10 protein-coding genes and 1 tRNA gene are annotated in these 14,719 nt (G+C 33.9%); 7 read left to right on the forward strand and 4 right to left on the reverse strand.

The window, feature by feature from the left end; all coding sequences use genetic code 11:
- Nucleotides 1–66 precede the first annotated feature (66 nt).
- Both H6622_14365 and lon read left to right on the forward strand, forming a co-directional pair.
- On the forward strand, nt 67–1,527 hold the full coding sequence (locus tag H6622_14365) for a hypothetical protein (protein MCB9062705.1): 1,461 nt from the start codon (nt 67–69) through the stop codon (nt 1,525–1,527).
- 211 nt (nt 1,528–1,738) lie between these two features.
- Nucleotides 1,739–4,147: an endopeptidase La gene (lon, locus tag H6622_14370; protein MCB9062706.1), complete on the forward strand. Its 2,409-nt coding sequence runs from the start codon at nt 1,739–1,741 to the stop codon at nt 4,145–4,147.
- Nucleotides 4,148–4,163: 16 nt separating this feature from the next.
- On the opposite strand, the gene H6622_14375 is transcribed toward lon, so the two are convergent.
- Complete coding sequence (locus H6622_14375; protein MCB9062707.1) at nt 4,164–5,276, reverse strand: hypothetical protein; 1,113 nt, start codon at nt 5,274–5,276, stop codon at nt 4,164–4,166.
- 148 nt (nt 5,277–5,424) lie between these two features.
- Between H6622_14375 and H6622_14380 the strand changes: the two genes are divergently transcribed.
- Together H6622_14380 and H6622_14385 are read left to right on the forward strand one after the other, a co-directional pair.
- The gene (locus tag H6622_14380; protein MCB9062708.1) at nt 5,425–6,327 is read left to right on the forward strand and encodes a hypothetical protein; all 903 of its coding nucleotides are present in this window, start codon (nt 5,425–5,427) and stop codon (nt 6,325–6,327) included.
- A gap of 63 nt (nt 6,328–6,390) precedes the next feature.
- Entirely contained in the window at nt 6,391–7,743 is a 1,353-nt protein-coding gene (locus H6622_14385; protein MCB9062709.1) for an outer membrane protein transport protein, read from the forward strand.
- A 47-nt stretch (nt 7,744–7,790) separates the two neighbouring features.
- On the opposite strand, the gene H6622_14390 is transcribed toward H6622_14385, so the two are convergent.
- Complete coding sequence (locus tag H6622_14390) at nt 7,791–9,821, reverse strand: RNB domain-containing ribonuclease (protein MCB9062710.1); 2,031 nt, start codon at nt 9,819–9,821, stop codon at nt 7,791–7,793.
- A gap of 147 nt (nt 9,822–9,968) precedes the next feature.
- Here H6622_14390 and H6622_14395 point away from each other — a divergent pair, with 147 nt between their 5' ends.
- Nucleotides 9,969–10,241: a peptidyl-prolyl cis-trans isomerase gene (locus tag H6622_14395; protein MCB9062711.1), complete on the forward strand. Its 273-nt coding sequence runs from the start codon at nt 9,969–9,971 to the stop codon at nt 10,239–10,241.
- Between the two features lie 116 nt (nt 10,242–10,357).
- A complete protein-coding gene (locus tag H6622_14400) occupies nt 10,358–11,869 on the forward strand; it encodes a hypothetical protein (protein MCB9062712.1) in 1,512 nt (503 codons plus the stop codon).
- Here the strand turns inward: H6622_14400 and H6622_14405 are convergent, their stop codons facing one another.
- The gene (locus H6622_14405; GenBank protein ID MCB9062713.1) at nt 11,870–13,315 is read right to left on the reverse strand and encodes a hypothetical protein; all 1,446 of its coding nucleotides are present in this window, start codon (nt 13,313–13,315) and stop codon (nt 11,870–11,872) included. It abuts the gene before it with no gap.
- Nucleotides 13,316–13,494: 179 nt separating this feature from the next.
- Nucleotides 13,495–13,570, reverse strand: a tRNA-Val gene (locus H6622_14410).
- Between the two features lie 296 nt (nt 13,571–13,866).
- On the opposite strand from H6622_14410, the gene H6622_14415 reads away from it, so the two are divergent.
- Entirely contained in the window at nt 13,867–14,700 is an 834-nt protein-coding gene (locus tag H6622_14415; GenBank protein ID MCB9062714.1) for a flagellin FliC, read from the forward strand.
- Nucleotides 14,701–14,719: the final 19 nt, after the last annotated feature.

Genomic DNA, 14,719 nt, shown 5'->3' on the forward strand with positions numbered 1-14,719 from the left:
TTTATTTTTCTTCTTTTTTTTTGGGATATTGGTAATATTTACGCCCCCAGACAAGGAACTGAAGCTTTGTATATACAAATCTCACAGGAAATGCATGAAACCCAAAACTTTCAAGTTCCTCACTATAGGGGGGAAAGACATTGGTCAAAACCCCCCTTGCATTTTTGGATTCCTCAGGTTGCCTATGATTTAATGGGGGAGGTGAATTTAACAATTGCTAGGAGTCTTATTTGTCTTCTTTGCCTAATTTGTGCTTTTCTCGCTGCTCAGTGGTCTGTGAGTTATCTAGGGACTGAATTGACTAAAACTTTTTTCTTCCTTATTGGGACTGTAGGGATGCTAAAATTTTCAAGAGTTTATTTAATGGAAATTTCTCTGACTTTTTTACCTTTTCTTAGCTCTCTATTCTTTTTTAGTTTTCTTAAAAACAAAAGTATCTTTCATTTTTTAACAGCTTTTATTCTATCTGCATTGGCCATCTTGATCAAAGGGCCTGTTTCAATTGTTATGACCGGTTGTTCTGTCGTATTATATGCAATTTATCTCAAAGTTGAGTTTGATGAAAATATATTCAAGCAGTCATTGAGTGTTGGAATACTTAGCATTTTCTTTGGTGGAATTTGGTATTTAGTTAACTATATAGATTTTGGAAAAGAATTTACCAACTACTTTTTTCTTAGAGAAAATTTTGGAAAATTCGGTAGTGAAAAGCATTCTCCTCTTAAGATTGTTGAAGGTCTTCTTGTTTACTCTTATCCTTTAATCCTATTTCTACCCTTGAGTATTAAGAATATAGTCAGAAAAATAAAGCAAAACGATAAAATTACTATTTTTCTCCTTATCCACTTTTTAGTCTTCTTTTGCCTCTGGTTTATTCCTTCTCAAAGATCAAGTCAGTATGCAATGCCTTGTATCCCTTATCTTCTATTGCTACTTCTATTGAACTATAGCATAGAGGGCGACTTAATGAATAAAATTGTAAAAGTTTCAACCATTGGTATTAACATTTTAATATTAATCTTTATCTTAATTTTGATTTATTTCTCATCCTTTAAGTCAATTTTATTATTATCAATACCATTTATTTTTATCTCTTTTGCTCTCTATTCGATTTTGAAAAATAATTTATTTCAAAGTATTATCTTTCAATTTATTAGTATTGCATTTCTTTGGAGTGTAAGTATTAGTAGTTTTTATCTTCCCTATATACCAAGTCATTTAATTTCTAAAATTAAGTTACGCAATATTGCACTTGTATCAAGAAGAAGTTTTTATTTCGAAGAAATTCTACAGAAAAAAGTAGAACCGCTTCCAGATTATAAAATTAGAAAGTTTTTAGTTGAAAACCAACCGGCCTATGCAATTTCATCTGAATCTAGTATGAAAGACGAATACGCTTCAGGATTGAAAATCTTAGAAAAATGGCCTAAATGGAAAAGGAAAATAAGAATAAACGATATTTGGAAGGCCATCAAAAATAGAAATTTATCTTATTTGCAAGAAAACTATATTTTATATGAACTTTAGTTTTCAGAATAAAAAATTAGCTTACATTTGGTCCGATATAATTTTAAAAAATTAATGATTCTATATGGTTGAGAGTCAACTGCGGCAGGTTAGGAGAAAGTTGCCCATGGTTTTTTTTTGACCCTAAATCATTTTCAGGCCAAAATAATAGTTAATCTCTAGGTTTAAATTAACTGATGAGAGAGTTATATTTAGCGGCGCAGGAGGTGCTATGTCCGACAAGAAGTCGACAGATACTCAAAGGTTTCCACTACTACCACTTCGTGATGTGATTATATTCCCTCATATGGTAGTTCCTCTGTTTGTTGGGCGTGAAAAATCAATCTCTGCACTTGAAGATGCCTCTCAAAACAACAATGAACTATTTTTGGTAACTCAAAAAGATGCGAGTGTTTTAAATCCAGATAGTTCTGATGTTTACAATATAGGAACAGTGGCAAATATTATCCAAATGCTCAGATTACCTGATAATACCGTTAAGGTATTAATCGAAGGTAAGTATAGAGCAGAAGTTCAAAGTTTTGAGAACAATGAAGAGGGTTATTGGGCAACTGTTAAAAAATGTCATACCGAAGTTAAAGATCCCGTCTCACTTGAAGCAATGATGAGATCTATTAAAACTACTTTTGAACAATATGTTAAGCTCAATAAAAGAATTCCTCCTGAACTCCTAATGAGCATTTCTTCAATAACTGATCCCTCTAGACTTGCAGATATCATAGTAGCTCATCTCACCATGAAAATACCTGAGAAACAACAGATATTAGAGGCCATTGAAGTAGAAACAAGACTCAATCTTCTCCTTGAAAAAATGCAGGGTGAAATTGAAATTATTAACGTCGAAAGAAGGATCCGTTCTCGGGTTAAAACTCAAATGGAGAAATCCCAAAAAGAGTATTATCTAAATGAACAAATGAGTGCAATTCAAAAAGAACTTGGTCAAAAAGATGACAAAACAGAAATTCAAGAATTCGAAGAAAAACTGGCCGCGAAAAATATGCCAGAAGAAGCTAGAGATAAAACTAAAAAAGAAATTAAAAAGCTAAAATCAATGTCTCCTATGTCTGCAGAAGCTGCTGTCGTCAGAAATTATATTGATTGGATGCTTCATTTGCCTTGGTTTGAATACTCAAAAGATGACAATAGCGTCTCTCACGCTAGAGATGTCTTAGATACTGAACATTTTGGCCTACAGGATGTAAAAGATAGAATTGTCGAATATCTCGCAGTACGTTCTCTTATACAAAATGAAAGCAAGGGGACCATTCTTTGTCTTGCTGGCCCTCCAGGAGTTGGAAAAACTTCTGTCGCCAGATCTCTAGCAACGGCACTTGGCAGAAAATTTGTTCGAATCTCACTCGGTGGAGTCAGAGATGAAAGTGAAATTCGGGGACATCGAAGAACTTACGTTGGGGCAATGCCAGGAAAACTCATATCAGCTTTGAAAAAAGCTGAAACCTCAAACCCAGTTATTTTACTAGATGAAATAGACAAAATGAGTAGCGACTTTAGAGGCGATCCGGCAAGTGCAATGTTAGAGGTTTTAGATCCTGAACAAAATAAAAATTTTTCTGATCATTTCATTGAAATTGAATATGACTTATCAAAAGTTATGTTTATTATGACGGCCAATGATCTAAGCAGAATTCCAGGACCTCTAAGAGATAGAATGGAAATTATTAATGTTCCAGGCTATACTCCTTTTGAAAAACTACAAATCGCTAAACGATTCCTTTTAGATAAAGCTATAAGACATAATGGATTAAAAGATTTCGATTTAAAAGTTTCAGATAAAAATATTCTTCAAATTATCAGAGGGTATACAAAAGAAGCAGGTGTTCGTGAACTTGAAAGATTAATGAACACTTTGGCCAGAAAAGTTGCAACAGATGTCGTTACAAATAATATTCAACCACCAAAGAAATTTGTAATATCTAATAAGCAATTAAAAAAATTCTTGGGTCCAATAAAATTTGATCGGGCCGATATTGAAAAAGGTCCTCAAGTTGGATTAGTGAATGGTCTGGCCTGGACTTCAGTAGGTGGCGAACTTCTTCATATTGAAGTTGTGACCATTCCAGGTAAAGGAATGATTCAAATTACAGGAAAATTGGGCGAAGTCATGCAAGAATCAGCTAAGGCCGCTCTAAGCTATGTTAGATCTATCAGCGATAGAGTTGGGATTGATCACGAATGGTACGAAAAACACGACATTCATATTCACGTTCCAGAGGGCGCAACTCCAAAAGATGGGCCTTCTGCCGGAATAACAATGGTCACGGCCCTTACCTCAGCAATAACTGGTATTGAAGTCTTCCAAAATGTGGCAATGACAGGGGAAGTGACTATTAGAGGGAGAGTTTTACCAATCGGTGGTCTTAAAGAAAAATTACTCGCCGCTAAACAAGCAGGTATTACAAAAGTAATTATTCCAAAAAGAAACCTGAAGGATTTAGTTGAAATTTCTCAAGAAATTTTAGATGGACTTCAAATTGAGGCATGTGAATTTGTTGATGACGTTTTAAGGCACGCTTTAAACCTGACTCAACCTGAAATGTTCATGCAAGTGGTAGGTTTATCAGTAGTAAAAGAAGAACAAGAACTAGAAGTTGCAAACTAGTGTTTACAACTCCTTGTTATTCAAGGAGTTGTGAACAAGTTCGCAACAGAAATTTTTCTTTTAAAACATATCGATTATATCTTTTATAAAGAGTATTTTTCAAATTCATTACATAATCTTGTCTTACTTTTGAAATTTCACCAATAGAAGATACACTCAGAACAGTAAATAAACTAGAATCGAACTCGCCAGTCGCAATTCTTACAAACTCACTAATCCAAGCAACTACAAGTGCAGAATGATAAAAACGAGTTGTATTTAATATAATGTATTTTCTTTGATTTTCTTTCCAACTAAATTTAAAAAAGTTCAAAATATCTGTTTGCATCTCTTTTTTTACAGTATCGTGAATGATCTTTCGGCTTGTTGGATGCAAATCATTTTTAAATTTTGATATGACTTTCATACCGTTATTGTATTTAGCATATTCTACAATCTCTGATATGTCCCCTTTGTTTATTTTTGAAAGAATTCCCATTGGCCTACTTGATTTTTCAACCATTTCCCATAGCCCAGTAATTGCTTCTCTTAAAATACCTAAAGTAAGTTGCGAAAGTTCAAATTGCTTGGCCACATATGTTTTATCTGTCTCAAGTATTTTTTCAGGTATTACAACACCTAGACCTGGCCGAATCTGTCTTTTCCATTCAAGATATTGTCGCCACAAGAAATCTATCAAGTAAATCTTATAAACTAAACTAACACTCAGGCTTATTTTACCATTAAGAACTTTGTCAGTTAATTCAAAATGCGTCGCAATTGTTGGCCCTCCCAAATCAGATTCTGCTACCCATGATATGAGAACGGCCATGACCTCGTCACACAACTTAATTTCTTCCCGCAAGATATGACTTTTAGGTGACCGATGATCTTTCATTGCCTCTAAAAGATACTGAACAATTGAATCATCCTTTATTGTATATTCATTTTGATCCACGTGAAATTGCAAAAAATCAACTTTATTTTCCAAACTTGAGCTAGATTTACTTCCCAAAGAATGATGGAAGTTTTCAGGATAATTTAATGTGTATTCTCTATCCAAGTTATAAATAACCCTCTTTTCAAAGCTTGAGGCGTATAGAGGAAGACAGAAATGAGAAAAAACAAAAAAAATGCCAAATAATTTCACTGAATTTTACCCTTTCAGAAATTCAAAGAAATAGATCTATCCAAATCTGCAAACAAAATCAATGGAAGCTATTAATTTTAATGAACTTATATAAATTTTATATTTTTTATTGTTTGTCGCGAATCCAAATGGTAATAAGGCTATCGTTATGAAAAAACTACTAATTATTAAATTCTCAATCTTTACCTTAGTTATTAATTCTCTTTATGCAACAGAAAATAATTATCGCTGTGAAGAGATAAAAAGCTATTTAAATCGAATTAATGATGAAGTAGATAGATTTGACGCGGTAATAAAAGAGCATGTTTTTATCTTTTCTACAGAAGTGGCCATGTATTCTCGGGAAATTAGCAAAGAAATTGAAGAAAAAATTAACACAGACTACCTTGATCGAAAGAAAGTAATAAGTCACGTTGATGATATACAAACAAAAGTTGAAAGGGATCTCTTAGAAGCTATAAAACAAAGAAATGCCTATGACAGATATTTGTATTATTCGCTTTGTACAGTTCTCACTCCTTTCATAAGTTTAATGGCCTATGATGATGAGAATTTTGAGGAAAGAGAACTTGGAAGAAATGTCCTCAATGATGAAATGATTGCAATGGTTCCAATTAAAAAGGCAGTCTTGGGATCGTGTCTGGCCGTTTTTCCAGTCATTGGATTTCTTTATGATAAAAAAAGCCATAATGAAAGACTGCTAAGAAATGACTATCTTAAAATGCTTAAGGCAACAGAAGGACAGAAAACATTCAATATCTATATCGCATTGGAGAAATGGATCAAGAGAAATCCAGGAAAAGTTTTTGGAACTGTAACCTTGGGCTCAGCACTCATTTTCGGACTTCCCTACAGTGTCGCCCATTTCTACCAAAATGAAGACGTAGAGCAGGAACAAGAAAATGTTGACGGAATTCGATCAACAATTAGAAGACATATGAATACTCTCTCAAAATTTTATAACACTTACTATTTTCATTTAGATCTTCAAAAACAAGTTTTTGAAGATTATCAAATTAATTGTCAGAACAGCGAAAAAACAAAAGCATAACTCATTGCGTAGTGCGTTTTGCTCCTTCTAAGTCAACAATATTAATGTAGTTTAATATTAAAAATGGAAGGTTTTGTTATGGGATGGAATAAAAAAGTTTTAACCCTGGCCATGGCCGGGATGTCAATAAGCGCCTTTTCGGGTGGTTATGACAAAGCAACTATATGGTCGGCAAAATGGTCGGCATTTGGTGGGGCCGCTGTTGGAGCAGTTGATTCTGCCGATGCTGCGTACTTTAACCCCGCGGGTCTTGTAAATGGAGACGACGCATTTTCTTTGAATATTTCACCAGGTCTGTCTCGGTTTCATGGGCCTTCCACTGAAGATAATAAATCTATTAATGGATCGTACAAGGTTCTTCCAATCATGGGTGGACTCGTAAAAAAAACATTATCACCAAAATTTTCCTTAGGCGCGGGTATATATACTATCGGTGGTGCCATCTCTGAATTTGAGGAAGTAGGACTCTCAAGCGGATCTGTAAAAAATAGATTAGGTAATCAGTCCGCAAATTTAAAAGTATATGAAGGAACTCTTGCTCTTGGATATAGAGTTAACACCTGGTTAACTTTCGGTGCAGCATGGAGAGTTCTTTACGGGACAGGCGAGTTTCAAAGTTTTGAGGTTAACTCAGCGACTAGTGCAATTATTCAGTCTAAAATAGAGGGCCTAAACGATACAGCTTATGATGGTTTTAGAGTTGGTTTGCAGGCCCAAAATGAATCAAAAAGTATGAGTTTTGGTGTTGTCTTTCGATCCGGAGTAGAGTTAGACCTACAAGATGGAACAGCTTCGGGAATGGCCCATGGATCAACAGGAAGTAGTGCTGCTTTTGATGGAGTTACTAGAGATACTAAAGCAAAAAGTGAATTTCCATGGAATATTCAGGCCGGGGGACACTTTAGTTTTGGTGAAAATACAAGTCTCCATTATCAATATGGTTTTACAAAGTATTCAGAACTTAAGAAAATTGAGATTTCTGGAACTCTAAAAGCGAGTATGGCCTCTTCTTCTGGAGCTGGTGCTAATGCATTAGCAAATGGCGCTGGAAATATTCCCCTATATTGGGAAGATGCTCACATCTTTTCTTTAGGCTTTGAACATATTCTAGAATCTAAATGGGCAACAAGAATTGGTGCTTCATATGGGACACAAGTAGTAAACGATGGAACTGCTAAAAATACTTTCACTGCTCCAGGTGGTGGACCTGGTTATTATATCGGAACTGGGAAAAAATTTAAAGATATGACTTTTGATTTAACTTTTGAGTATACACATGACGGTGGAAGTTCAGGTGGCCATTCTTTAGCACTTGAAACTGCAGATGCTTCAGGAAACAGAGAAGATGGATACTTCCTTGGTGATTTTAGGGCCGAGGCGTATCAAGTACACGCCTCATTTATTTTTCCTCTTTAATTGTTAAAAAGAATTAAAAAAGGGCCATGCTATGCATGGCCTTTTTTTTATTTTGGAATAAATCTAAAGTCAATTCTATCTAAATGCGGAATAATCGTAGAAGGTTTAACCATAATTTCACTTCCAACAGTTAAGAATTTTTTAAGCCTGGTACTCTCAAGGATTTTTCCATCACTACTAAACTCATAACCATATTTTTTTACTAGATCTTTTGTATAAATGATACCGTCTATATCTTCTCCAATAACTTTGAATACAATAACAAACTTATTCATATCAATGACTTTGGCCGGAAAATGTTTTTCTCCTTCCTTTCGATATACCCTTTCTTTAAATTTTTTAAGTTTCTGGACTTTTTCATAAAATAATTCACGACGAGTTTCTAGAATTGTTTTTGCAGTAAAATGATTGGCCAAACTCTCAATCTTCTCCAAACTAGGAGGTGTTTCATTTTTCATGAGGGCCTTCATAATTCTATGATTGACAAGATCTGGAGCTCTTCTGATTGGACTTGTAAAGTGTGCATAGGTCTCAATATTGAGTGTAGAATGCACTCGAGGTCGGTCAGTATAGTAAGCAGGTCTAAAGCGTTTTAAAATATTCGGAACCATAATTGCAAAGTGATCAGGATTTGTTATTTGTGAGAGAAAACTTTGAAGATCAGAATGTTGGTATTCTTCATAATCCTTTTCTTTTTCATAACCTAATGATTCTCCTTTTTTCAAAATTTCTTTGATATCTTCTTCATTAAGTTCAAGTTGTGAACGATATACTCCCGTATAACCCATTTCTTTCATCCATGAACCTGCGGCCTTATTCGCTGAGATCATGAATTCGGCGATTAATTCATGGGATTCACTTGTAAAAAGTTCTGGTGAAAGGTGAGAAGGAACTTCTTCTATGTTCATTTCTCGTAATTTTCTATTTAAGTAAAGTGCACCATCGTTTTTATGGTTTTGATGAATAAGTGCATATAACTCAAGATCATCAGTAAATTCAATATTGCTTCCATCTTCTAAAATTTGATCAACCTCATCATAATTCCATTTTCGATGATTAATCACAACTGCTTCATAAAAATCTTTTTTTACTAGAATACCATTTTGATCAAAATCCATCTCTCCAACCATGGCCAGACGTTCTTCCCCAGGATGGAGACTAAAGAGTTCTTGTTCTATTTTCAGCGGAAATAACGGAAACCTTTTTTTAGGATAATAGGCCGTTGCGTGACGGTCATAAACTTCTCTGGCCAAAGGTGAACTATCATCAAACCAATGGGTAGGGTCAGCAATGGCCACATAGAGTTTAAACGTACCATCTTCATTTTTTTTTGTGTAAATAAGATCATCTATGTCTGTAGTTGTAGAAGGATCAATAGATCTTAATGGTATTTTTCTCAGATCTTTTCGACCATTTTTAAGTTCTCTTTTGATCGTCTTGCGCAATAAGTTTTTTTCACGCAAAAGTTCTTCAGCTTGATTAACGGCCCTAGTTGAATGATACAATCTTTGACCGAATTGTTGTAAAATTAATTCCTCTTCCAATTCTTCTGGAAATTTTTCTCCTAATACCTCTGAGTACTTTCCATAGAGATGCTGTTCATTTGATCTTTTATGATCAAGTTTAAATTTAACATACTCACCAACAGGTGCTTTTTTGGAAGAACGTTTACCATTTGAAACTCTAATTTCATAGTTTCGGCCATTGATTAAAGTTTCTATGTAGTGACGATGAAAATTATCTGTGCGTAAAATGCCATACATATCAAGTCCATTTCTAAAAAATGTGACTGTGTTTTGTAGCCTATCTTGTCCTTTTAGGTTTGCCTGAACAAAGTCTCCAAAATGTATTTCGGCCTGCATGTGCGGAGGGACCATAATGCTTGGTGTTTCTATAGGGGCATTAACTAAGTGAACACTTTTAACCCCTTTTGAATTAATGACATGTCCAACAAATTTTCTCTCACAAAATGTGTCCTCTTTTGATGAGGCATTTGTTTTATCTTTGGCCAATAGGGTTGCATTAAAGACAATTGAAGTATATAGAGCTAATTTTACGAGGGAAAATGATGTTTTCAAAGAGCATCCTTTTGTAATAATTTGAAAAGAAAAATGGTTTATTCTTAAATTTATGTCAATAAATCTTACTGATATGTTAGAAGATATAAGAAAACCATAACATGAATTTAATTAAATTAAATAAAACTAAACAAAAAGGAGTTGTAAATGGGAAAAATTAGAGCATCTCACATTTTAGTCGATCATCAACATGAAATCGATGACATTTTGCAGAAAATTGAAAATGGAGAAACATTTGAGAAGTTGGCATCAGATTTTTCAAATTGCCCTTCCGGCAAAAATGGTGGTGACTTGGGACAGTTTGGAAAAGGCATGATGGTTAAGCCATTTGAAGATGCTGCATTTGAATTAGAAGTTGGAGCAATTTCAGGGCCAGTAAAAACTCAATTTGGATATCATCTTATTAAAAGAACTGAGTAGTCTTTTTTGCGCTCCCAAAATTTTGGGAGCATTTTGACTCAATACTTCGTCCATTCATCATAACGAAACTTGAAAAAGACATTGCCAATTTTTTTTTGGCCCATTAGTATTGCCCAATGCATAGTTTAATTGAAAATATACTTACGGGCCTTGGAATTAATAGTAAAGATTGGAAAGATTTTTATCTAAAGGTCTTTTATATTGGACTCTTTATTCACATCATTATTGCTATATTCAGTGTAGGCTTTCACCATTTTGATGAACAATGGCAGATTCTTGAATTTCTGAACTATAAATTAGGTCTTTCTCCTAGTGAATCTCTACCTTGGGAATTTCCCAACAAGATGAGATCTTGGATGCAACCAGGACTCTATTATTTGATGTACAAGTTTATGTACAGTTTCATTGGGGCAAATCCCTTTGGGATGGCCTTAGTATTTAGACTTTTTACGAGTCTAGTCGGATTTTTAAGTACCATGGCCGCTTGTCTAAGTTTGCATTATTTTTCAACTAACAAATTTCAATTAAAAATCTCAATTATTTCATGTCATGTGATGTGGATGATTCCCTATATTCAGGTTAGGCCATCCTCAGAAGGAATGGGATCAAATCTATTACTACTTTCTTTATCCTTAATGATTCATTCTTTAATGGCCAATTTAAAAAGAGAATCACTCTTTACATTCTTGATAGGTCTGATGATGGGGTTTGCCTTTTGTTTTCGTTTTCAAATAGGAATCATCATCATGTTTGCTTGGATTTGGTATTTACTAGTTGGTAGAGCGAAAATTTCAAATGCATGCCTGATGGCGCTTGGAATAATTGTTGTAACGATTTTGAATGTTTTTGTAGATAAATGGGGTTATGGAGTTTGGACTTTTTCACCTTGGAACTATCTTAATCAAAATCTGGTTTTAGGTAAATTGTCCGGTTTTCCTCCTTCCCCATGGTGGGAATTGATTGTAAAAACGATAACGAAAGGAATACCTCCACTAAGTATTATATTTGTGGGTCTTTATTTTTATGTATGGTTAAGAAAACCAAAAAGTCTATTTACCTGGTCAACGTTTCCCCTATGTTTGGTACACTCCATACTTTCACATAAAGCACTTCGTTTCATATTTCCTGTTTTTGTCCTGGCACCCTATGCACTTCTCGATGCTTTAAGCATGTTGGGTATAGATGAATCCTGGTGGAAAGATTCAAAAAATAGGGGAAAAAAGGTTGCAATAAAAATCTTAATTGGTATGAACTTTTTGATACTTTTAGTCGTCATGTTTAAACCTGCAAAGACAGCAATAAAATTTTATTCTTTTGTCTATAATAATAATATTAATAAAATTTATCTTTATGGAGGAAATCCCTATGTGATGGTGGGGCTTGATTTAATGTTTTACCGTCGCAGTAGTTTAGAGTTTGAGAACTTGGCAAATTTGTCACAAGTAAATTTATCTGATTTTAAAAACAATTGGCTCTTTGTTGAAAAAGGGAAAGATGTATTTAGAGTTCTAGAAGAGTCAAAAAATTGCGAGATGCGCTATTCTAATTATCCTTTATGGAGCAGGAACTTTAACTTTAAAAAATGGATTGAAAGGTCTCGATTTTGGGGACTTTTTTATTGTCAATAATCAATCAAAACATTTGAGTGGAAAGGGTCCCTTTGCAACAAGATAATCATTGCTTTCATAATAAATCTTTGAAATATAAGGACTTGCACATTTTATTATATTTTCGATTTTATTTTTATTATAGGGAAAAACCATTTCATTCGCACTTAGATTAAATGCTAAATTTGAATATTCGCTGAGCTGTTTTGTGTAATTGTTTATCTGGTAAAAATTTAGTTGTGCAGTAATGAGATGTCGTGTAATGAGTCCAGATGTTGCAAAAATGGATTCTCCCTTTGGAATTTCTCTAAGTGCTTTTTCAATTTTTTTATTTTCAGTAATTTTTTGTTCAGCAAATAGATTAAATTTCTGAAATAAAATTTTTGAGTATTCTAAATTTTTTCTATGACCTGAAATACCAGGTAGAAAAACTAAAAAAAGAGCAAAAAGAAGTATAGTTTTTTTAGAACATTCTTTAATGAATTTATCAAGATTAAAAATTGTATAGCAAAATATTGGGGCCGCGATGATCACTCCATAATGGTAGTAGATTTTATTTGCTATAAAATGGATAAAAAATTGTGGGAGATAAAAAACAGCGACAGGTACTATGCTTAACTTGTACTTAGCTAGATTTTTAAGATCATATTTAAAAATGAAAAATATTGGAATTAAAGATGGATAGATGAGTTTTAAAAAATCTTTGTACTTAAAATTCATAATCGTACTGATTACAGAATCGAATTTGATATAATTATAAGTTTTTCCAACATATAGGGGGCGAATGTAGAAAATAACGAACAAAAACAAAATAGAAATGAAAACTAAAGAGATACCAAGTCTTTTTTCTTTATTGATAATGTAGAAAAGACCAAGGGCAAAAATTGAAAAAGGAAAAACTTCTTTAAATAAGCATAAAATGATTGACCAGAAAATGATATGGTTATCTTTTTTGTCACAAATTGAATTAATGAGAAAAAATATTGGTAATAATGACCAAGTGGTAGGGTGTACTCCGTAACTAAGCGCTGATAGAACTCCTCTCGAAAAATATATTAATCCAAATACAAAAAGACCTTTAAAAAAGTTTAAATTCTTTTCTCTATTGATATAGACAAAACCTGGAAGAATAACAAAGAGTGCCTCAATGAGTGATAGCATTGTTTGAGACTTTGAAATTTGACCAAAGATGATTGATACTGGGTATAGGATAGGATCAAAATGATCAGCAAAAATATTAATGTTTCTGAAACTTATATATGGATTAAAATCGGTGAATGAAGCTATTTCAACAAATGCTTTATAGTATATACCAAAGTCATAGGTATCTATAAGATTCAAGTGTGTTGAAAACCAAGTACGAAGAGGAAAGAGAAGAATTAAAATGGCAAATGGTATAAAGAGTATGTAGTGAAATTGATTCAATTTTTTGTTGTCTTTATTATAGATTGAATCTGATGAATACATAGAAAATCTACTTTTGAAAAATTATTTCATGGAGGAGTATTTCAGGATATTATAAACTATCTAAAAATTAAATTTAATACCTTTTAATTTATATATTTCACATACTTTCCTGTAGACCTTATGATCTGTGTTCCACCGTGAAACGTGAAGAATCGAATAGTGTCGAGTTGAGATTTATATGGTGGGCGGTACAGGGTTCGAACCTGTGACCCCTAGCTTGTAAGGCTAGTGCTCTCCCAGCTGAGCTAACCGCCCCAATCGGAATGTTTCAAAGTGGGGCTAAATTAATCGAACAAAGTATTATTGTCAATTAAAAACTCATTAAAAATCACCTTTTTATTGCCTTAAACTCTTGATAACACTCGTGAAAAAATATTTTTAATATTCGGCAAAAATTTCTTAAGGAAAAATTTTCCACTCCGATATGCATGATGTAAGCAATGATGCTTTACAAAGATTAAGTAACTTATACGAATATTGCACGAAGCAGATAAATCTCAAGGCGAGATTTAGTTCCAAGGGTGGAGCGCTGTGACCAAGGAGGTTCAACTATGGGTTTACGTATTAACACGAATGTGACTTCTCTTTCTGCCCAGAGAACATTAGGGAAGACCACAAATGACCAGGCCGAGTCGCTTGGGAAACTCTCTTCAGGTTCAAGAATTGTAAAGGCCGCTGATGATGCAGCTGGTTTGGCAATTTCTGAAAAATTGAGGGGTCAAATTAGAGGCCTTACTCAGGCCGAAAGAAACGCCAGTGACGGTATTTCTCTTATTCAAACTGCAGAAGGCGGTCTCAATGAAATCTCGAGTATCCTTATCAGACTTAGAGAACTTTCTGTTCAATCTGCCTCAGATACAGTAGGCGACACAGAAAGAAGCTTTGCTGATAAAGAGTATCAGAACATGAAAGAAGAAATTGAGAGAATTGCTAATGTGACAGAATTTAACGGCAAGAAGCTATTAAATGGAACAGGTGAATTCTATGATTTTCAAATTGGTATCAACAATATTGAAAACGAGGACAGAATTACTTTCAATGCTTCAGCTACAAATTCTACGCTCGCAGCTTTAGGCGTTGATGGCCTTGCTGTTCAATCGAAAGAGTCTGCACAAGAATCTCTTGGGATTTTAGACAGTGCGATAACTCAAGTATCTGGACAGAGAGCTGGGTTTGGTGCTATGCAAAATAGACTAACTTCAACAATACAAAATATTCAGATCACTAACGAGAACTTAAGCTCTGCTAACTCTCGTATCAGAGATACTGATTATGCTACTGAAACTGCAACGAATACGAAACTTTCTATTCTTAATCAATCTGGTGCAGCTGTTCTTAGTCAAGCAAATACTCAAGGACAAATTGCGCTTAGATTGCTCGGTTAATAAATGATAATTTGACCCA

It is taken from the genome of Halobacteriovoraceae bacterium (assembly GCA_020635115.1).
Lineage (GTDB): Bacteria > Bdellovibrionota > Bacteriovoracia > Bacteriovoracales > Bacteriovoracaceae > JACKAK01.